This is a genomic window from Tropicimonas isoalkanivorans (genome assembly GCF_900112335.1).
GTDB lineage: Bacteria > Pseudomonadota > Alphaproteobacteria > Rhodobacterales > Rhodobacteraceae > Tropicimonas > Tropicimonas isoalkanivorans.
This window is the reverse complement of the sequence record NZ_FOLG01000001.1, coordinates 337144-357783: the sequence shown is the minus strand read 5'-3', so window position 1 is coordinate 357783 and position 20640 is coordinate 337144. Positions and strand designations below refer to the sequence as shown.

Annotated in this window: 18 protein-coding genes; 13 read left to right on the top strand and 5 right to left on the bottom strand. The window is 64.3% G+C overall.

Annotated elements, in window-relative coordinates; genetic code table 11:
- Positions 1 to 238: 238 nt before the first annotated feature.
- The 13 genes from nuoG to BM075_RS01575 all read left to right on the top strand — a co-directional run bounded on the left by nuoG (position 239) and on the right by BM075_RS01575 (position 14468).
- Positions 239 to 2260, top strand: a complete 2022-nt coding sequence (gene nuoG, locus BM075_RS01635) for an NADH-quinone oxidoreductase subunit NuoG (RefSeq protein ID WP_093358813.1) — start codon at positions 239 to 241, stop codon at positions 2258 to 2260.
- Between the two features lie 5 nt (positions 2261 to 2265).
- Entirely contained in the window at positions 2266 to 2667 is a 402-nt protein-coding gene (locus BM075_RS01630; protein WP_093358811.1) for a hypothetical protein, read from the top strand.
- A 15-nt stretch (positions 2668 to 2682) separates the two neighbouring features.
- Complete coding sequence (gene nuoH, locus BM075_RS01625; protein ID WP_093358809.1) at positions 2683 to 3720, top strand: NADH-quinone oxidoreductase subunit NuoH; 1038 nt, start codon at positions 2683 to 2685, stop codon at positions 3718 to 3720.
- A gap of 3 nt (positions 3721 to 3723) precedes the next feature.
- Positions 3724 to 4218, top strand: a complete 495-nt coding sequence (gene nuoI / locus BM075_RS01620) for an NADH-quinone oxidoreductase subunit NuoI (protein WP_093358807.1) — start codon at positions 3724 to 3726, stop codon at positions 4216 to 4218.
- Positions 4215 to 4616: a carboxymuconolactone decarboxylase family protein gene (locus BM075_RS01615; RefSeq protein ID WP_093358805.1), complete on the top strand. Its 402-nt coding sequence runs from the start codon at positions 4215 to 4217 to the stop codon at positions 4614 to 4616. Before nuoI ends, BM075_RS01615 begins: the two co-directional genes overlap by 4 nt.
- 3 nt (positions 4617 to 4619) lie before the next feature.
- On the top strand, positions 4620 to 5237 hold the full coding sequence (locus BM075_RS01610; RefSeq protein ID WP_093358803.1) for an NADH-quinone oxidoreductase subunit J: 618 nt from the start codon (positions 4620 to 4622) through the stop codon (positions 5235 to 5237).
- Between the two features lie 118 nt (positions 5238 to 5355).
- Positions 5356 to 5661: an NADH-quinone oxidoreductase subunit NuoK gene (gene nuoK, locus BM075_RS01605; RefSeq protein ID WP_093358801.1), complete on the top strand. Its 306-nt coding sequence runs from the start codon at positions 5356 to 5358 to the stop codon at positions 5659 to 5661.
- A 6-nt stretch (positions 5662 to 5667) separates the two neighbouring features.
- Positions 5668 to 7842, top strand: coding sequence for an NADH-quinone oxidoreductase subunit L (gene nuoL, locus BM075_RS01600; RefSeq protein WP_093358799.1), 2175 nt, complete (start codon positions 5668 to 5670; stop codon positions 7840 to 7842).
- A 4-nt stretch (positions 7843 to 7846) separates the two neighbouring features.
- The gene (locus BM075_RS01595) at positions 7847 to 9397 is read left to right on the top strand and encodes an NADH-quinone oxidoreductase subunit M (protein WP_093358797.1); all 1551 of its coding nucleotides are present in this window, start codon (positions 7847 to 7849) and stop codon (positions 9395 to 9397) included.
- A 1-nt stretch (position 9398) separates the two neighbouring features.
- Positions 9399 to 10844 carry an NADH-quinone oxidoreductase subunit NuoN gene (gene nuoN / locus BM075_RS01590; protein ID WP_093358795.1) on the top strand — a complete coding sequence of 482 codons (1446 nt, stop codon included), beginning with the start codon at positions 9399 to 9401 and terminating at the stop codon, positions 10842 to 10844.
- 233 nt (positions 10845 to 11077) lie between these two features.
- The gene (locus BM075_RS01585) at positions 11078 to 11842 is read left to right on the top strand and encodes a biotin--[acetyl-CoA-carboxylase] ligase (RefSeq protein ID WP_281244916.1); all 765 of its coding nucleotides are present in this window, start codon (positions 11078 to 11080) and stop codon (positions 11840 to 11842) included.
- 181 nt (positions 11843 to 12023) lie between these two features.
- A complete protein-coding gene (locus tag BM075_RS01580) occupies positions 12024 to 12797 on the top strand; it encodes a type III pantothenate kinase (protein WP_093358791.1) in 774 nt (257 codons plus the stop codon).
- Positions 12798 to 14468, top strand: coding sequence for a ribonuclease J (locus BM075_RS01575; protein WP_093358789.1), 1671 nt, complete (start codon positions 12798 to 12800; stop codon positions 14466 to 14468).
- Between the two features lie 178 nt (positions 14469 to 14646).
- On the opposite strand, the gene selD is transcribed toward BM075_RS01575, so the two are convergent.
- The 5 genes from selD to BM075_RS01550 all read right to left on the bottom strand — a co-directional run bounded on the left by selD (position 14647) and on the right by BM075_RS01550 (position 20584).
- Positions 14647 to 15711 carry a selenide, water dikinase SelD gene (gene selD / locus BM075_RS01570; protein ID WP_093358787.1) on the bottom strand — a complete coding sequence of 355 codons (1065 nt, stop codon included), beginning with the start codon at positions 15709 to 15711 and terminating at the stop codon, positions 14647 to 14649.
- Positions 15712 to 15958: 247 nt separating this feature from the next.
- A complete protein-coding gene (locus BM075_RS01565; protein WP_093358786.1) occupies positions 15959 to 17362 on the bottom strand; it encodes a DEAD/DEAH box helicase in 1404 nt (467 codons plus the stop codon).
- A gap of 226 nt (positions 17363 to 17588) precedes the next feature.
- Positions 17589 to 18206, bottom strand: coding sequence for an exopolysaccharide biosynthesis protein (locus BM075_RS01560; protein WP_093358784.1), 618 nt, complete (start codon positions 18204 to 18206; stop codon positions 17589 to 17591).
- 68 nt (positions 18207 to 18274) lie between these two features.
- Positions 18275 to 18889: a hypothetical protein gene (locus BM075_RS01555; RefSeq protein ID WP_093358783.1), complete on the bottom strand. Its 615-nt coding sequence runs from the start codon at positions 18887 to 18889 to the stop codon at positions 18275 to 18277.
- 87 nt (positions 18890 to 18976) lie between these two features.
- Positions 18977 to 20584: a peptide chain release factor 3 gene (locus tag BM075_RS01550; RefSeq protein ID WP_093359382.1), complete on the bottom strand. Its 1608-nt coding sequence runs from the start codon at positions 20582 to 20584 to the stop codon at positions 18977 to 18979.
- Positions 20585 to 20640: the final 56 nt, after the last annotated feature.

Sequence of the window (20640 nt, the reverse complement as noted above, 5' to 3'; positions counted from 1 at the left end):
GGGAGGCACACTCGGTCGTGCAATCTGGCCGGTTCCGATGCCAGCCGTGAGACAACGCGGGTCGCGCGGCGGGAAAAGGGAGCCTTGGGCTGACTGCCGAGAGCCGTCGCGGCTAAATCGCTGATTGGACTTCCCCGCAGAAGCCGTTAGTAGAGACCCCGAACGGATCCGGAGGCCGCGCCATCCGCGCGCCCCGCCGTCTCGAACGGCAATCCCGCGACGAAGCCGGAGGCAGCGCATGAGTGACCTACGCACCATCATTATCGACGGCCGGGAGGTCGAGTGCGACCCGGCGCTGACCCTGATACAGGCCTGTGAGCAGGCGGGAATCGAGGTTCCGCGGTTCTGCTACCACGAGCGCCTGTCGATCGCCGGCAACTGCCGGATGTGCCTGGTGGAAGTTGTCGGTGGCCCGCCCAAGCCCGCGGCCTCCTGCGCGATGCAGGTGCGGGACTTGCGCCCCGGACGCAACGGCGAGCCGCCGGAGATCAAGACAAATTCACCCATGGTCAAGAAAGCCCGCGAAGGGGTGATGGAGTTCCTGCTCATCAATCACCCGCTCGACTGTCCGATCTGCGATCAGGGCGGCGAATGCGACCTTCAGGATCAGGCGATGGCCTACGGGGTGGACTTCTCCCGTTTCCGCGAGCCCAAGCGGGCGACGGAGGATCTGGACCTCGGCCCGCTGGTCGACACCCATATGACCCGCTGCATCTCCTGCACCCGCTGCGTGCGCTTCACCACCGAGGTGGCGGGCATCTCGCAGATGGGCCAGACGGGACGTGGCGAGGACGCGGAGATCACCACCTATCTCGGTCAGACGCTCGATTCGAACCTGCAGGGCAACATCATCGACCTTTGCCCGGTGGGGGCGTTGGTCTCCAAGCCCTATTCCTTCACCGCGCGGCCGTGGGAACTCTCCAAGACCGAAACCATCGACGTGATGGATGCCCTGGGCTCCAACACGCGGGTGGACGTGAAGGGCCGCGAAGTGATGCGGATCCTGCCGCGCAACAACGATGCGGTGAACGAGGAATGGCTGTCCGACAAGTCTCGCTTCGTGTGGGACGGCCTGCGCCGGCAACGGCTCGACAGGCCCTACATTCGCAAAGACGGAAAGCTGACGCCTGCAAGTTGGGCTGAGGCGCTTTCCGCCGCGGCGGACGCGATGAAGGGCAAGACGGTTGCGGGTCTCATCGGCGATCTGGCCCCGGTGGAGGCGATCTTCTCGCTCAAACACCTCATCGAGGGGCAGGGCGGCAAGGTCGAATGCCGGACGGACGGCGCCCGCCTTCCGATTGGCAGCCGTGCGGGATATGTCGGCACTGGCACAATCGAGGACATCGAGACGGCTGGAGACATCCTGCTCGTCGGCACCAACCCGCGCGACGAGGCGCCGGTTCTGAACGCGCGTATCCGCAAGGCCTGGCTGGCGGGCGCCAACGTTCGTGTCATCGGTCCGGCGGTGGATCTGACGTACACCTACGAGCACCTTGGGACCGGCCGCAGCGCCCTGGAAGACCTGGTCGGACGCGATGTGAACGACGAAACGCGCGAGACGCCATCGATGGTGATCGTTGGGCAGGGCGCCCTGTCGGAGGCCGACGGGGCGGCCGTGCTGGCCGCCGTGCAGCGGCTGGCGGATGCGACCGACAGCCGCCTGCTGGTTCTGCACACCGCCGCGTCGCGAGTGGGCGCGATGGACGTCGGGGCTGCGACCGATGGTGGCATGGAGGCCGCGCTCGACGGGGCGGAGGTCATCTACAACCTCGGCGCCGACGAGGTGGAGATCGATGCCGGCCCCTTCGTGATCTATCAGGGCAGCCATGGGGACCGGGGGGCGCACCGCGCCGACGTTATCCTGCCGGCGGCTGCCTGGGTCGAGGAGCAGGGGCTTTTCGTCAATACCGAAGGCCGGCCGCAGCTTGCTATCCGCGCCAGTTTCCCGCCGGGAGAGGCGAAGGAAAACTGGGCGATCCTGAGGGCACTTTCGGCTGAACTCGGCGCGACGCTGCCTTGGGACACGATCGCAGGGTTGCGTCAGGCGCTGGTCGACGCGGTCCCGCATCTGGCCCAGATCGACCAGGTGATCGAGAACACCGGGGAGACGCTGGACGCCGGCCCGCTGGGCGATGCGGACTTCCGTGTGCCGATCCGCGACCACTACCTGACCAACCCGATCGCACGCGCGAGCGAGCTCATGGCGGAGCTGTCGGCACGGGCGAAGGCGCGCGCGGAAGCCCCGCTGGCAGCGGAGTGAGCCGCATGGGGCGGCAAACGGTGGGGGTGGCGCTGGCGATAGCCGCGTTGGCGGGATGCGCCGATGGCGCGCCAGCACCTCGCGAGTCGGCCCCTTTCGCGCCGGTCTACCGCGGCATCGAGACACGCCTTCTCGACGACGATCTCGTCAGTTTCATCGTCGAGATGGAAGGCGCGCGCGATACACAGGACGTGCAGGACTACACCGCCTGCGCGGCCGCTCAATACGCCCTGATCCGGGGCTACGGTTTCGCGCGACATGTGCGCACAAGGCTCGCACAAGACTCTGGCGTTTGGCGAGCGGATGCGGTTTACACGGTCTCGCCAGCACTCCCCGAAGGGGCGCAGACAATCGACGCGGAAGTGGCCGTCGCCGATTGCGCCGAACGGGGCATACCGACTGTCTGAGGAAGATGAGGCACCATGGCTGATTTTCTGCAATCGAATCTGGGAATTCTGGTGCTTGTGGTGGCGCAGATCCTGCTGTTCGTCACGATCCTGTTCGTGAGCCTGGCCTTCCTGATGTACGCGGACCGCAAGGTCTGGGCGGCGGTCCAGATGCGCAAGGGCCCGAACGTGGTGGGCGCTTTCGGTCTGCTGCAATCTTTCGCGGACTTCCTGAAGTACATTGCCAAGGAAATCGTGGTCCCCGCGGGTGCCGACAGGGCGGTGTTCCTATTGGCGCCGATGATCTCCTTCGTGCTGGCCGTGATCGCCTGGGCGGTGATCCCCTTCGGCGACGGCTGGGCCATCGCGGATCTGAACGTGGCGATCCTTTACGTCTTCGCCATGTCGAGCCTGGAGGTCTATGGCGTCATCATGGGCGGCTGGGCGTCGAACTCGAAGTATCCCTTCCTTGGTTCGCTGCGCTCAGCGGCGCAAATGATCTCCTACGAGGTCTCCATCGGCCTCATCATCATCGGGGTGGTGATCTCCACCGGCTCGCTGAACTTCACAGATATCGTGCGGGCGCAGGACGGCTCCTTCGGGTTCTTCAACTGGTACTGGCTGCCGCACCTGCCCATGGTGTTCCTTTTCTTCATCTCGGCGCTGGCCGAGACGAACCGTCCGCCGTTCGACCTGCCGGAGGCGGAATCGGAGCTGGTGGCGGGCTACCAGGTGGAATACTCGTCCACGCCCTTCCTGCTCTACATGATGGGCGAACTCGTTGCCATCGTGCTGATGTGTGCACTGGTAACGCTGCTCTTCTTCGGCGGCTGGCTGTCGCCCATTCCGGGGCTGCCCGACGGCGTCCTCTGGATGGTTCTGAAGATGTGCTTCTTCTTCTTCATCTTCGCCATGGTCAAGGCCATCGTGCCGCGCTACCGCTATGACCAGCTCATGCGGATCGGCTGGAAGGTGTTCCTTCCGATGTCGCTCGGCTGGGTGGTGCTGATCTCCTTCCTGGCGAAATTCGAGGTTCTCGGCGGCTTCTGGGCCCGCTGGGCGATTGGAGGCTGACCCATGACGGCAATCGACTGGAAACGGGCCGGCAAGTACTTCCTGCTGCTGGATATGCTCAAGGGCTTTCAGCTCGGGATGAAATACTTCCTGGCGCCGAAAGCGACCGTGAACTACCCCCACGAAAAGGGGCCGCTGAGCCCGCGCTTCCGCGGCGAGCACGCGCTGCGCCGGTATCCCAACGGGGAGGAGCGTTGCATCGCCTGCAAGCTTTGCGAGGCGATCTGTCCGGCGCAAGCCATCGTGATCGACGCAGAGCCGCGCGCCGACGGTTCGCGCCGCACCACGCGCTACGACATTGACATGACCAAGTGCATCTATTGCGGCTTCTGCCAGGAAGCTTGTCCTGTTGATGCCATCGTCGAGGGGCCAAACTTCGAATTCACCGCCGAGAACCGCGAGCAGCTCTTCTATAACAAGGAGAAGCTCCTGGAGAACGGCGAACGCTGGGAGGCGGAGATCGCCCGCAGCATTGAGTTGGACGCGCCTTACAGATGACCGACTTCACCAAGCTCTTCCAGTCGATGATCGTGCAGAGCCAGGAGATGGCGAAGGCGATGAACCCGGCGCTGGAGAAATTCCAGATGCCGGACATGTCCGCCTACCTGCCGACGATGCCGAAGGACGCGATGGAAATGACCTTCGGGAAGACGTTCAATCCCGGCGGGCTGGACGCCAAGACGCGCCTCTTCGTGACGCTGGGCGCGCTGGTGGCGCAAGGCGCGCAGGTGGATCAACAGATTGCCGTAACAGTGCGTCACGCGCTGGAAGCCGGCGCCACACCACAGGAAATTGCCGAGGTGATCGGCCAGATGTCGGTCTTCGGCGGGGTGCCCGCGATGACCAAGGCGATGCAAATCGCCCAGTCCGAGATCGCCGCGAAAGAGGAAGGCTGACCCATGACCGTCGTCCAGTTCGTATTCTACCTCTTCGCGCTGACGCTCCTTACGGGCGGCGTGTTCACCGTGGTCTCCAAAAGCCCGGTGCACTCCGTGCTCTGGCTGATCCTCGCCTTTCTTTCCGGGGCCGGGCTGATGGTGCTGCTGGGGGCGGAGTTCGTCGCCATGCTGCTTATCATCGTCTACGTGGGCGCGGTCGCGGTGCTGTTCCTCTTCGTGGTCATGATGCTCGACGTCGATTTTGCCGAACTTCGGGCTGAGATGGCGAGTTACCTGCCGCTGGCACTGGTGATCGGGCTGGTGCTGATCATGCAACTCGCCATGGCCTTCGGCACCTGGGAACTCGGTGGCGGCGTTGCACTGCACGAGCTGCCCATGGGTACGCCGGAAGGGGCCGGACCGCACAACACCGCCGCGCTCGGCCTGCTGCTCTATGACCGCTACTTCATTCTGTTCCAGCTTGCCGGGCTGATCCTGCTGGTCGCCATGATCGGCGCGATCGTCCTGACCCTGCGCCACCGCAAGGACATCAAGCGGCAAGACGTGCTGGCCCAGATGTACCGTGATCCAGCCAAGACACTGGAGCTGAAGGACGTGAAGCCGGGGCAGGGGCTGTAAGCCGCCGCCATCTGGCTCGAATGCAATCGCCGCCACGCCGGCGGAGAAGACCAAATCCGCCTTTCGGGGCGAGGACGAGACCCGCCGACAGGCGGAGACAAGGATCGGGGGACCGCGCATGGTTCAACTGGAACATTACCTGGCTGTCGCGGCGACGCTGTTCGTCATCGGGATTTTCGGCATCTTCCTGAACCGGAAGAACGTCATCATCATCCTGATGTCGATCGAACTGGTGCTGCTGTCGGTCAACCTCAACCTCGTCGCCTTCTCATCCTTCCTCGGGGATTTGACGGGTCAGATTTTCACGCTCTTCGTCCTGACCGTCGCTGCCTCCGAGGCGGCCATCGGTCTCGCGATCCTGGTCTGCTTCTTCCGCGTGCGTGGCACGATCGCGGTTGAAGAAGTTTCGAACATGAAGGGGTAACCGGGCATGGCAACCATCATCCTCTTCGCTCCGCTTATCGGCGCCATCATCTGCGGCCTGTTCTGGCGGCTGATCGGCGAACGGTCGGGGCAGATCACGGCGACGGCGCTTCTGTTCCTATCGTGCTTTCTGAGTTGGATCATCTTCTTCAGCCACGACGGCGTGACCGAGCACATCTTCATCCTCCGCTGGATCGACTCCGGCACGCTGGAAGCCGACTGGGCGATCCGCCTCGACCGGCTCACCGCGATCATGCTGGTGGTCGTGACCACCGTTTCGGCCTTCGTACACCTCTACAGCTTCGGCTACATGGCGCATGACAGCCAGTTCCCCGAAGACGAACCCTACCGCGCCCGCTTCTTCGCCTTCCTGTCGCTCTTCACCTTCGCCATGCTGGCCCTGGTGACCGCCGACAACCTTGTGCAAATGTTCTTCGGCTGGGAAGGCGTGGGCCTGGCCTCCTACCTGCTGATCGGCTTCTACTACAAGAAGGAGAGCGCGGGCGAGGCCGCCATGAAGGCCTTCATCGTCAACCGCGTCGGCGACTTCGGCTTCGCGCTCGGGATCGCCGGGCTCTTCTTCATGGTCGACTCGGTTGCGATGGACGACGTCTTTGCCGCCGCGCCGACATTGGCGGAAAGCACCATAAGCTTCCTCTGGACCGACTGGAACGCGGCGAACCTGCTCGCCTTCCTGCTCTTCGTCGGCGCCATGGGAAAATCGGCACAATTCCTGCTCCACACCTGGCTGCCGGACGCGATGGAAGGCCCGACGCCAGTCTCGGCGCTGATCCACGCTGCCACCATGGTCACGGCGGGTGTCTTCCTCGTCTGTCGCATGTCGCCGCTGATCGAATTCGCGCCGGGAGCGGCTACTTTCATTGTCTACATCGGTGCCATCACCGCCTTCTTCGCGGCGACCATTGGCCTGGTGCAGAACGACATCAAGCGCGTCATCGCCTACTCGACCTGTTCGCAGCTCGGCTACATGTTCGTTGCCGCCGGCGTCGGCATGTATTCCGCCGCCATGTTCCACCTGCTGACCCATGCCTTCTTCAAGGCGATGCTGTTCCTCGGCGCGGGCTCGGTCATCCACGGGATGCACCACGAGCAGGACATGCGGAACTACGGCGGGCTGAAGGACAAGTTCCCGGTCACCTACTGGATCATGATGATCGGCACGCTCGCAATCACCGGCGTCGGCATTCCGCTGACCTCCATCGGTTTCGCCGGCTTCCTCAGCAAGGACGCGATCATCGAGAGCGCCTGGGGTGGCGGCACGGTGGCATCGAACTTCGCCTTCTGGTCGCTGGTCGTGGCCGCGCTGATGACGTCCTTCTACTCGTGGCGCCTGATGTTCCTGACCTTCCACGGCGAGCCGCGCGGCAACAAACACACGCACGAGCACGCCCACGAGAGCCCGAAGTCCATGCTCATCCCGCTCTATGTTCTGGCGGCGGGTGCCATCTTCTCCGGAATGCTGTGGCATGGTTCCTTCTTCGGTCATACCGACCAGGTCGCGCGCTTCTATGGCATTCCGCTTGCCGGCGAGGTTCACGCGGAGGCAGCGACCGACGGCGACGCGGCCGAAGGTCATGGCGAGGCGGCAACCGAAGGCCACGGCGACGGAGCCGTCGAAGCCATCGCCGAGGACGCCACCGAGGCTGGTGGCGTGGTGGAAAACGTCGCGGGCGAAGAAGCCGAGGAGCACCATGCTGCCTTCGGCGGGGCGCCGGGCGAGGGCGCGATCTACTTTGGGCCGGACAACCATGTGCTGGACAACGCCCACGCGGCGCCGGTCTGGGTCAAGGTCAGCCCCTTCATCGCCATGCTGATCGGTTTTGGGACGGCCTTCCTGTTCTACATCCGTCGGCCGGACCTGCCGGGCAAGCTGGCCGAGAACCAGCGGCCGCTGTACCTCTTCTTGCTCAACAAGTGGTACTTCGACGAGATTTACGACGCGATCTTCGTGCGTCCCGTCCGGGCGCTTGGGCGCACGCTCTGGAAGAAGGGCGACGGAACCACGATAGACGGCGCCATCAACGGGCTGGCCATGGGAATCATTCCGTTCTTCACCCGGCTCGCGGGCCGAGCGCAGAGCGGATACCTCTACCACTACGCGTTCGCCATGGTGTTGGGCATCATCGTCCTTGTCACCTGGATGACGATCGCGGGGAACTGAGACAATGCAGAATCTGATCTCCATCATCGTCTTCCTGCCGCTGATCGCAGCGCTCATCCTGGCTCTCTTCCTCAAGGGCGAAGACGAGGCGGCACAGCGCAACGCAAAATGGCTCGCCTTCATCGCGACGCTGGCGACCTTCTTCATCTCGCTGTTCCTGCTCGGGGGCTTTGACCCGTCCGTGACCGAGTTCCAGTTCGTCGAGGATCGCAGCTGGCTGATGGGCTTGCACTACAAGATGGGCGTCGACGGTATCTCGATCCTGTTCGTGATGCTGACGACCTTCCTCATGCCCATCACCATCGCGGCTTGCTGGGACGTGAAGGTACGGGTGAAGGAGTACATGATCGCCTTCCTCGTGCTGGAGAGCCTCATGCTGGGCGTCTTCACCGCGCTCGACCTGGTGCTGTTCTACCTCTTCTTCGAAGGCGGGCTGATCCCGATGTTCCTGATCATCGGCATCTGGGGCGGCAAGGACCGCATCTATGCGGCCTTCAAGTTCTTCCTCTATACCTTCCTCGGCTCGCTGCTGATGCTGGTGGCGATGGTCGCCATGTACGTAGATGCCGGCACGACCGACATCGCCGCGCTGCTCGAACACACCTTCGCGTCCGAGACTTTCCCGGTGCTTGGTATCCAGGTGGTCGGCGGCCTGCAGACCATGCTCTTCCTTGCCTTCTTCGCTTCCTTCGCGGTGAAGATGCCGATGTGGCCCGTGCACACCTGGCTGCCGGACGCCCACGTGCAGGCGCCCACCGCCGGCTCCGTGGTTCTGGCCGCGATCCTTCTGAAGATGGGTGGCTACGGCTTCCTTCGCTTCTCGCTGCCGATGTTCCCGGTCGGGTCGGAAGTCATGTCCACCTTTGTCTTCTGGCTCTCGGCCATCGCCATCGTCTACGCCTCGCTGGTGGCGCTTGCGCAGGAGGACATGAAGAAGCTCATCGCCTACAGTTCCGTCGCCCACATGGGCTACGTCACCATGGGGATCTTCACCGTGAACCAGCAGGGGTTGGACGGCGCGATCTTCCAGATGCTGAGCCACGGCTTCGTCTCCGGTGCGCTCTTCCTTGTCGTGGGCGTCGTCTATGACCGGATGCACACCCGCGAAATCGCGGCCTACGGCGGGTTGGCCGTGCGGATGCCGGTCTACGCGCTGATCTTCCTGCTGTTCACCATGGCCAACGTGGGGCTGCCCGGCACATCCGGCTTCATAGGCGAGTTCCTGACGCTGATGGCGATCTTCCAGGTGAACACCTGGGTGGCGGTCGTGGCCACCTCCGGCGTGATCTTCTCGGCTTGCTACGGGCTCTGGCTCTACCGTCGCGTCATGCTGGGCAAGCTCATCAAGGAGAGCCTGAAGACCATTTCCGACATGACCGGGCGGGAAAAGGCAATCTTTGCTCCGCTGGTGGCCATGACCCTGCTCCTGGGCGTCTACCCCTCGCTCGTGACCGATGTGATTGGCCCGGCGGTCGAAAACCTTATCGGCCAGTATGAGGTCGCCCTGAACGACTACACGCCAGCGACCGAGGTCGCCCTGGCCGGAGACCACTGAGATGACATCGACCGATCTTGCAATCATCATGCCCGAGCTGTTCCTGGCGCTCTACGCCATGGTGGCGTTGCTCGGCGCTGTCTGGACGAGCAAGGACGCGGCGGCGTCACTGCTTTGCTGGCTGACCGCGGCTGTCTTGGTGGCCGTGGCCGTCTGGATCTCGCTTGCCGGATCCGCCACCAACGTCGCCTTCAACGGCATGTTTGTGGACGATGCCTTCGCCCGCTTCGCCAAAGTCACGCTTCTGCTTGCAGCGGCGATCGTTCTGGTTCTGTCGGAGGGGTTCTTCTCGCGGCGCGGGATTCAGCACTTCGAATATCCGGTTCTGATCGCGCTCGCTGTAGTCGGCATGATGGTCATGGTGTCGGCAGGCGACCTGATCACGCTCTATATGGGGCTCGAGCTGCAATCGCTGTCGCTCTACGTTATCGCGGCAATCCGCCGAGACAGCCTGAAGTCCACGGAAGCCGGCCTGAAGTACTTCACCCTGGGCGCGCTCTCCTCGGGCCTGCTGCTCTATGGTGCGTCGCTCACCTACGGCTACGCCGGCTCGACGGTCTTCCGGGACATCTTTGCCGCGGCCAACGACGGTCACGTCGGCATCGGCCTTCTGCTCGGCCTGACGTTCATGATCTCGGGCTTCGCGTTCAAGGTCTCCGCAGTGCCGTTCCACATGTGGACGCCTGACGTCTACGAAGGCGCGCCGACGCCGGTGACGGCCTTCTTCGCCTCCGCGCCCAAGATGGCGGCCATGGCGATGTTCGCCCGCGCGATGCACGACGCTTTCGGTCAGGCTGTCGCCGACTGGCAGCAGATCGTGGCGCTGATGGCGGTGTTGTCGATCTTCCTCGGCGCCATCGCCGGTATCGGCCAGCGGGACATCAAACGGCTAATGGCCTATTCGTCCATCTCGCATATGGGCTTTGCCTTGATTGGGCTCGCCGCTGGTACCCAGGCCGGTGTGACGGCGATGCTGATCTACATGGCGATCTATGTGACCATGAACGTCGGCACCTTCGCCTTCATCCTGTCCATGGAGCGCGACGGTCAGCACGTGACCCGCATCGACGGTGTCTCCCTCCTATCGCGAAAGGAACCGCTGACCGCGCTCGCCATGCTGGTGCTGCTGTTCAGCCTCGCTGGCGTGCCGCCGCTCGTAGGCTTCTTTGGCAAGTTCGCGGTGCTGACGGCCGCCCTCGACGCGGGTCTCCCGTGGCTTGCGGCGCTCGGTGCCGTGGGGTCGGTGATCTCGGCCTTCTATTACCTGCGGATCGTCTACTACATGTACTTCGGTTCTGAAGAGGCGGAGCAGATCGACGGTTCCATGAACGGTGCCCAATGGGTTGTGCTCATGGTCTCGGCGCTGATCATGGTGGCGGGCGTCATCAACCTGTTCGGGGTGGACGGCCTGGCCGCGAACGCGGCGGCCTCTCTTGTCGTCAACTGAGCTGACGACCCGCGCGGCTTTGCGCGTGGATACGACATCCGCGCCGGCCACTCGAGTGCGGAAGCGCATAATATGAGCGGTCCTGGCGTATCTCCCGGACGCCCTCGGGGGCTCGAAAGCACCGGACCTCGGCCCGTGGATTATCTGACTGACACTCGGAAGCGTCCCGCGCTGCCAATCAGGGACCGGTGCTTCGAAGCGGAGCGCCGACATTCGTTCCGGGTAATGCAACCGTGACCAGGCCTTTTGCAAACGACTGGCCTGACGGCTACGACCGCGTTGTGCTGCCCCGTGTCGATAGCACCATGGCGGAAGCCGCCCGGCGCGCGCCGGACCTGCGTGGGCCGACGTGGGTCATGGCGCTTGAACAGACGGATGCGCGGGGCCGACGCGGGCGCACCTGGGTGGGGCCATCGGGCAATTTCGCCGCGACACTGGTCACGCGACCCTCCCTCGGCGCGGAACAGGCCGCACTGCGAAGCTTCGTCGCCGCGCTCGCGCTCTATGACGCCTTTGTCGCCGTCACAGGGCGCACCGATCCTTTTTCTTTAAAGTGGCCGAACGACGTACTGCTGAACGGTGGCAAGGTCGCTGGCATTCTGTTGGAATCTGCGGCGCAAGGCGGGCAGGTGAGTTTCCTCTCGATCGGGATCGGCGTGAACCTTGCCGACGCGCCAAACCCGTCCCGGTTGGAGCAGGGCGCGGTCCGTCCCGTGTCCCTCCTGGGGGAAACCGGTGCCGCGGTCACACCTGAGGAGTTCCTCCACGCGCTCGCCCCCGCCTATGCGCGGCAAGAAGCGCAGCTCACGACTTTCGGATTCGCACCGATCCGCGAGGCCTGGCTCGCCCGCGCCGCACGTATCGGTGAAACGGTGGTTGCGCGCATGGCCTCCGGGGAGGTTTCCGGCATCTTCGAAACCATCGACGCAACCGGCAACATCGTTCTGGCCACGCCGAACGGCAAGCGCAGCATTGCCGCTGCGGACATTTTCTTCTGACTGGCCTGAGCATGCGTCCCAAACGCCCCTTGCCGACTGCGCGCGTCGGCAGCCCTCCCGGCCGCAGGACCGGAAACGGACACCCTGCCTGGGAATGGGGCTCACACCCGACTTGCCCAAAAGATCGGGCGTCTTACTCTGAGCCAACCTGACCACCGCCCCAACCCCAAGGCACGGCCCCATGCTTCTTTGCATCGACACCGGCAATACCAACACCGTCTTCTCCGTGTGGGATGGCACCAAGTTCCTGACCACGTTGAGGACCGCCACAGAGCACCAGCGTACCTCGGATCAGTATTTCGTCTGGTTCTCAACGCTGATGGAGCACCACGGCCTGCCGATCGAAATCGATGAGGTCATCATCTCCTCGACTGTCCCGCGCGTGGTCTTCAACCTCCGCGTTCTTGCCGATCGCTACTTCAACTGCCGGCCCATCGTCGTGGGTAAACCGGATTGCCTGCTGCCAAATCCCCCGCGCGTGGACCCGGCCGCTCAGGTCGGTCCCGACCGTCTGGTCAATACCGCCGGTGCCTTCGACCGCCACGGCGGCGACCTGATCGTGGTCGACTTCGGCACGGCGACAACCTTCGACGTGGTTTCCAAGGACGGTGCCTATATCGGTGGCGTGATCGCGCCCGGCGTGAACCTCAGCCTTGAGGCCCTGCACCTTGCCGCCGCTGCGCTGCCCCATGTCGATATCACCAAGCCGCAACGCGTGATCGGCACCAATACCGTGGCCTGCATGCAATCCGGCGTGTTCTGGGGGTACATCGGGCTGGTGCGAGAGATTTGCGGCCGAATCCTGGCCGAACGGGACCGACCGATGAAGATCATCGGCACCGGAGGGCTTGCGCCGCTGTTCTCACAGGGCGATGTATTGTTCGACATGATCGAGGACGACCTGACGATGCACGGCCTGACGGTCATCCATCGCTACAATAAGGAAAATCGGTAGATGAGCGGGCAAGAGCGGTTGATTTACCTGCCTTTGGGCGGGGCGGGCGAGGTGGGCATGAACGCCTACGTCTACGGATGGGGCGCTCCGGGCAAGGAACGGCTGATCCTGGTGGATCTGGGCGTCACCTTTCCGGACATGGACAGCACGCCGGGAATCGACCTGATCTTTCCCGACATGAGCTGGCTGGTGCAGAACGCCCACCGGCTGGAGGCAATCTTCATCACCCACGGGCACGAAGACCACATTGGCGGGCTCGCGCACTTCTGGAACGAGCTGCGCGCGCCGGTCTACTGCAGGCGGTTCACCGGGCACCTTGCGGCGCGAAAGATGGAAGAGCGCGGCATCGATCCCGGTCAGATCGACGTTATGGAGCCTTTCCCAGAGGCAGTGGAGGCCGGTCCCTTTACGGTCGCATTCCTACCCGTCTCCCACTCTATCCCCGAAAGTTCGGCACTGGTCATCGACACCCCTGCCGGGCGCCTCGTGCACACCGGCGACTTCAAGCTCGACGGCGCGCCGGTCGTCGGCGAACCGTTCAATGCCGAGCTGTGGCACGATATCGCCTCGAGCGGCGTGCAGGCGCTGATCTGCGACAGCACCAACATACATGCCGAAACCCCGGGGCGTTCGGAAGCTACGCTCGGATCGAACATCCGCGAACTCGTGGCAACATCCTCCGGCATGTTCGTCGCCACGACGTTCGCCTCCAATGTGGCGCGGGTGAAGACGCTGGCAGAGGCGGGCCGCGACGCCGGCCGCTCGGTCTGCCTCATGGGGCGTGCCATGCTACGCATGGTGCAGGCGGCCGTTGAAACGGGCGTGCTGACGGATTTTCCACCGGTGATTTCTCACGAGGAAGCGGAGGACGTGCCCCGGGAACACCTGATGCTGATCGTCACCGGTTCCCAAGGCGAACGCCGGGCCGCCACCGCCCAACTCTCCCGCGGCAAGTATCTGGGGCTGGAACTGAAGGCGGACGACACGTTCCTCTTTTCGTCGAAAACCATCCCTGGCAACGAGCGGTCCGTCCTGCGGATCGTGAACGCGTTCTCCGAAATGGGGGTGAACGTGGTTGACGACAGCTCCAGCCTCTACCACGTGTCCGGCCACGCCAACCGCCCGGATCTCGAGGCGGTGCATCAACTGATGAAGCCGAAGATGGTCATCCCGATGCACGGGGAGCACCGGATGCTTCGCAGGCATGCCGAGGCGGCTGAGGCGGCAGGAATTCCCGCCGCCGTGGCATCGAACGGCACGATCATCGACCTGACCGGCGATCGTCCGGCGGTGGCGGGGCACGTGGAAACCGGCCGCGTCTACCTCGATGGCACCCAAAAGGTCGGTGCCCTCGACGGCGTGGTGCGTGGTCGTATTCGCATGGCACTGAACGGCCACGTGATGCTCAACGTCATTTTCGATGAGGAGGATGAACCCTTGGGTGAGCCCTGGGCCGAAATCATGGGTCTTGCGGAGACCGGCGCCTCTCGCTCCTCGCTGGTGGAATTGATTGAGGCGGAAACCGCGCAGTACCTCGCCCGCACCGACGAGAAGGTCCTGCAGGACGACGACAAGCTCGACGCGGCCCTGCGGCGGGTGGTCCGTCAGGTGGCGGTCGAAGAGATCGGAAAAAAGCCGGAAGTGACGATCGTGGTGTCGCGCCTCGCTTAAGTCCCGGCGAGCGACCGACCCTTCTTGTTGGGGAAAATACCCCCCGCCGGAGGCAGCGCCGCCTCCGGCGGCGCTTTCGCCCGGGCAAAGCCCGGGCGCTCCCGCCCGTCGTCTCCGCATCGAAGATGCGCCTCCTCCCGTTGGGCCAGGCACGCCTTCGGCGTGCGACCGAAGTGCGTCAGCCGACCGAGAGCATCGGAGCATCGCCGCCTGCGGCAACAGCTCCCACCACCGCCGCCTGGGCAAATCCATGCCGCCGGAAGATGTCCAGAACTTCGCCTTCCGCTTCCGGCCCACAGGCGACCATCAGCCCCCCGCTGGTTTGCGGGTCCGTCAGGAGGGCCTGGTCGAGATCTGAAAGGCCGACATCGAGTGCGACCTCGGCGCCATAGCTCGCCCAGTTCCGCCCCGACGCGCCGGTCACGAAGCCGCGCTCGGCCAACTCCCGCACCCCCTCCATGACCGGCACGGAGGCCCAGTCGATGCGGGCCGAACAGCCGCCGGCACGGAGCATCTCCAGCACATGCCCACCGAGACCGAAGCCTGTGACGTCGGTCAGGGCATGCACGCCGGACAGTTCTGCAAGCTCCGGTCCGGGGGTGTTGAGCCGGGTCGTTGTGTCGATCATCCGCGCGTACCCTGCCGCGTCCAGCGCCTCGGCCTTGAGCGCGGCGGACATCACGCCGGCCCCGAGCGGTTTGCCGAGGACGAGACTGTCTCCGGGCTGCGCGCCCGCGTTCTTTTTCACCAGGTTGGGGTGCACAAGACCAAGTGCTACGAGGCCATAGATTGCCTCCACCGAGTCGATCGAGTGCCCCCCGACCACCGGGATACCGGCCGCGCGGGCCGCCGTGGCGCCGCCCTCCAGAATGCGCCCGATGGTTTGTTTGCCAAGCACGTTGATCGGCATGCCCACCAGCGCCAGCGCCATGATTGGCCGCGCGCCCATCGCGTAGACGTCGCTTATGGCGTTTGTCGCGGCGATCCTGCCGAAGTCGAACGGATCGTCCACGATCGGCATGAAGAAGTCGGTGGTCGCCACAAGGGCCTGCTCGTCGTTCAGCCGGTAGACGGCGGCGTCATCGGCAGTTTCGTTCCCCACCAGCACGGCCTCGGGCAAGGCCATGACCGTTGTTTCACGCAGAATCTCCGACAGCACGGCCGGCGCAATCTTGCAGCCGCAGCCGCCGCCGTGGGAGAGCGAGGTCAGGCGGGGTTCGGCGGGCGAGTCGTGCTGTGTCATGGGGGGGCCTCTGGCGTGACAGCGGCCGGAGGGCGCGGTGACAGGCTCCCAGCCGCGAATGGCGGAACTGGCCTAGACCCGGTCAGGGGGCGTGTCAATGCAGTCTCGTGGGCCCCCGCGTCAAGCATCTGAAACGCGCTTTCATGCAGAAGGCGCGTGTCGCAGGGCCGAACGCAAACTTGAAAAACCTGGTCAGATTTCGCCCAACCGCCGGCGTTCCGGAAGCCAGTCCAAACCGTGAGACGGCTCAGGCGAAGGAGCGCAGCAGGAAGTCCGGCACGTGATCGCCCATACCCACCACGTTGTCATCCCGGCCCTTGCCACTGCGAGAGCGTCCGGAACGGCGGGACGAATTGGGGGCGGGGGCCTCCGAGGGCGTTGTCTCGGCTGGTGCCGGTTCGGCGGGCGACACCTGCTCAGGCTCTTTCCGTGCGGCGGCCGTTTCCTTCCTGTCGTCCGTTTCGGTCCGGTCGGATTTGCGGGACCGACGTTCGGATTTCGGCAGGTCAGGCGCTTCCAGGCGCGGGATCGACTGCTTCACCATATCTTCGATGGCGGCCAGCGCCTTGTCATCCGAGGGAGTGGCGATCATCAATGTCGTGCCCTCTCGCCCGGCACGCCCCGTGCGGCCGATCCGGTGAACGTAGTCTTCCGGGTGGTTCGGCACGTCGAAGTTGAACACATGGCTCACATTGGGGATATCGAGCCCGCGCGCCGCGACGTCCGAGGCGACCAGCAGCGTGATGGAGCCGTCACGGAAACCGTCCAGCGTACGCGTGCGGTGCGACTGGTCGAGGTCTCCGTGGATCGGTTCGGCGTTCAGACCGTATTTCTTCAACGACTTGGCGACGATATCGACATCAACCTTGCGGTTGCAGAAGATGATGGCATTGCGGAACTTGTCGCCTTCGCGCTCGATCAGGGCGCGCAGGATCGCCCGCTTTTCGCTTGCCGCGCGGTCCCGACGGGAGGGCTTGAACTGCACCAGCCCCTGGTTGATCGTCTCGGATGCGGTCGCCTGGCGGGCAACCTCGATCTTCACCGGCGCATGCAGGAAGGTATTCGTAAGCCGTTCGATTTCCGGCGGCATGGTGGCGGAGAAGAACAGCGTCTGGCGGGTGAAGGGTGTGAGCTGGAAGATTCGCTCGATGTCGGGAATGAAGCCCATGTCGAGCATCCGGTCCGCCTCGTCCACGACCATCACCTGGACGCCCGTCAGCAGCAACTTGCCGCGCTCGAAATGGTCGAGCAGCCGGCCTGGGGTTGCGATGAGCACATCGACGCCCTTGTCGATCAGCTTGTCCTGCTCGCCGAACGAGACGCCACCGATCAGCAAGGCCTTGGTGAGGCGCGTGTGCTTTGCGTAGACATCAAAGTTCTCGGCCACCTGCGCCGCGAGTTCGCGGGTGGGGGCCAGCACGAGGCTGCGGGGCATGCGTGCCCGCGCGCGGCCGCGACCCAGCAGGGTAATCATCGGCAGGGTGAAGGAGGCGGTCTTGCCTGTGCCCGTCTGAGCGATTCCCAGCACGTCCTTGCCTTCCAGCGCAGGCGGAATGGCTCCGGCCTGGATGGGGGTCGGCGTTTCGTAGCCGGTTTCTTCAATGGCTTTCAAGACCTTGGGGTCCAGGCTCAGGTCGGAAAATTTGGTCATGTACGTCCAGTTCTGGCGGCCCCTGAGGGGCTGCAAAATTTTGGGACGTATGGATCTCACGCCCCGGCGCTCCTGCCCGCGCGGATCGCGGACGCCCGCCCTTTACCCCAGCTTGCCCCTCCGGTCAACTTGCAGGCGGTTTTCACCGCAAAAACCGACCTTTCGATTGCGTTTTTTCTGTATGGGTCCCTTCTGCGGGGGAAAAAGCGCCTCGAAACTGCCGGATCTACACCATGCCGGTCAGACGGAGCGCTCCGTAAGCGGCCGGCAGGAAAATGGCGAATCCCGCCGCGACGAAACGGCCGTCTCCGGCCGTCAGCCCGATGCCGAAGGCAAGCAGATGGATCGCGAGGACGAACGGCAGCCCCGGTATGGCGCCAATCGTAATGATCGCGCAGCTTGTAAGGATGACGACGAGCGCGATGGACCAGATCGCCGGGCGCGAACGGGTCAACCATTGCATGTGCGGCCGGTTGATCCGCCCCAGGCGCCGAGCGGTCGGACGCGCGCGCGCCACGGCCTTCAACACCGTCACCCCCGGGATCTGCAAGCGATAGAGTCGGGGCGGCACCCAAAGTTCCTTGCGGCCGCGTAGCATCTGGACCGAGGCGATCATCATGATGACCGCCATGACGGCCGGCACACCCGGGACGATTCCCGTCGGCAGCACGGCCATCGCCGAGGCGAGCGTGAGTACCGGCCCGAATCCGCGCCGCCCGAGCGCATCCAGCATCTCGCCGAACAGCACCGTCTCCCGACCGTTGACCATGGTCGCAACGTCCCACAACATCTGCTCAAGCGGCAGTGAAGGGTCCGGCGCAGGGGGCGGCGGCGTTTCGGTCATCGGTCTCCGGTCTCGGAATTGGCGCGAGGCATCCAGACGCTACTCCGGCGGCGAGGGGAAGGGGAGGGTCAGACCGCCGCAGACGGATGGACGTGCGGCGTGTAGCCCGCCTTCAGCACGGCGAGCGTCGCCCGGGGGGTGAGTACCGTAAGGACCGCATCCCGCTCAATCGGCAGCGGGGAACCGTAGCCGGCCCGCGAGAACGGACGCAGGGCGCCATGCCAAAGCAGGTGTGCCCGTCCGTCCACCAGCACGAAGGCGCCGTCCGAAAGATCACCCAGGCGCAAGTCGTGTCGCACCTGCCGCCAGTCCCGCCGGACCCTGTCCACGTGCAGCCGCCGGTCGATCTGCGCTGCCCGGTCCCCCGAGCCGACCGCTGTCACCCAAGCCCCGCGAAACCGCTCGTATGCTTTCCGTCGGCATTCGGCACAAGGCCGGTGCCCGGCGGCCAGCGCCACCGCCTCGTCGAGAAAAAAGAGCTCCGTGTACCGCCCCGGCGCCATCACTTGCCGCTTGCGCTCCTTGAATTCCAGTGCGCAGCAGATCCAGGTCTGGTGCGCCCACCGGCGGCTGCCCAATCGCCCGTCGTCATTATGGAGAATGCCGCGGTTTCCCATGAAGAGCCCGCGTTCCGATGTAGCAACGATGTCTCCAGTCGGCAGGACGCGGTTCTGGAGGGGCATAGCGGTCGGTCTCCCTAGCGCGGCGCACAAGCGGTGCACGGGCAGCGTGAAAGCCGTCCGCATCCCGGTTTTACGGACAATCCGGACCTAGACCATCATCTCCTTCGTCGCGCTCAGCCGCACATCCGGATAGTCGCGCGCCACCCTGTCGATGTCCCACTGAAGCCGCGTGAGGTAGACGAGGTCGCCGTCGTTGTCCTGCGCCATATGCCCCTTGTTGGCCTGCGCGAAGGCGTCGACCTTGTCCCTTGGTCCGCTGACCCAGCGGGCGGAGGTGAACTGCGTCGGCTCGAAACGCACGGGCAGGCCGTATTCCAACTCGATCCGGCTCGCCAGAACCTCGAACTGCAGGGCACCCACCACGCCGATGATGAAGCCCGACCCGACCGAGGGTTTGAACACCTTCGCCGCGCCTTCCTCGGCAAACTGCATCAGAGCTTTGTCGAGGTGCTTTGCCTTCAGCGGATCGCCCGCCCGGCAGGTCTGCAGCAGCTCCGGCGCGAAGGACGGAATTCCGGTGACCTTGAGCGCCTCGCCTTCGGTCAGCGTGTCCCCGATGCGAAGCTGCCCGTGGTTCGGAATGCCGATAATGTCTCCGGCCCAGGCCTCCTCCGCCAATTCCCGGTCGGAGGCCAGGAACAGCACTGGGTTGCTGACCGCCATCGGTTTTTTCGTCCTCACATGCGTGAGCTTCATGCCCCGCTTGAAGTGCCCCGACGCCATCCGCAGGAAGGCCACACGGTCCCGGTGCTTGGGGTCCATGTTCGCCTGAACTTTGAAGACAAAGCCAGAAACTTTTGTTTCTTCGGGCGAAATCTGACGCGGCTCTGCCCGTTGCGGCTGCGGTTCCGGCCCATAGCGGCCGATTCCGTCCATCAACTCCTTCACCCCGAAGGAGTTGATCGCCGAGCCGAACCAGATCGGCGTCATATGCCCCTCCAGGACCGACTGCGGGTCCAGCGGCGGCAACAGCTCCCGCGCCATTTCCAGCTCTTCCAGGAAGGTCTCCAGCAGGTGCGCCGGCACGTGCTCGGCCAGCTTCGGATCGTCCAGTCCCTCGATCCGGATGCTCTCGGCCACCTTGTTGCGATCCGCCCGGTCCATCAGTTCCAGCCTGTCCCGCAGGATGTCATAGCAGCCGACGAAGTCATGCCCCTTGCCGATCGGCCAGGACGCCGGAGTCACGTCGATCGCAAGCATCTCCTGGATCTCGTCGATGATCTCGAACGTGTCGCGGCTCTCCCGGTCCATCTTGTTGCAGAAGGTCAGGATCGGCAGGTCGCGGAGCCGGCACACCTCGAAGAGCTTCTGCGTCTGGCTTTCCACACCTTTCGCCCCGTCGATCACCATGATCGCCGCATCGACCGCCGTCAGCGTGCGATAGGTATCCTCCGAGAAGTCGCTGTGCCCCGGCGTGTCCACAAGGTTGAACCGGAAGTTGTTGTAGTCGAAGGACATCGCAGAGGCAGAGACGGAGATCCCCCGGTCTTTTTCCATCTGCATGAAGTCCGACCGGGTCCGCCGCGCCTCGCCCTTGGCGCGTACCTGCCCAGCCATTTGGATCGCCCCGCCATAAAGCAGGAATTTCTCCGTTAACGTCGTCTTGCCCGCGTCGGGGTGCGAGATGATCGCGAACGTCCGGCGGCGGGCGATCTCGGGCGGCAGGTCGGGGCGGTTGTGGGCGAGGTCCAGCATGGGCGCGATATAGGCGAGGGGCGTGCGGGGGGCAATCGGTTCCACAATCGGGAGCG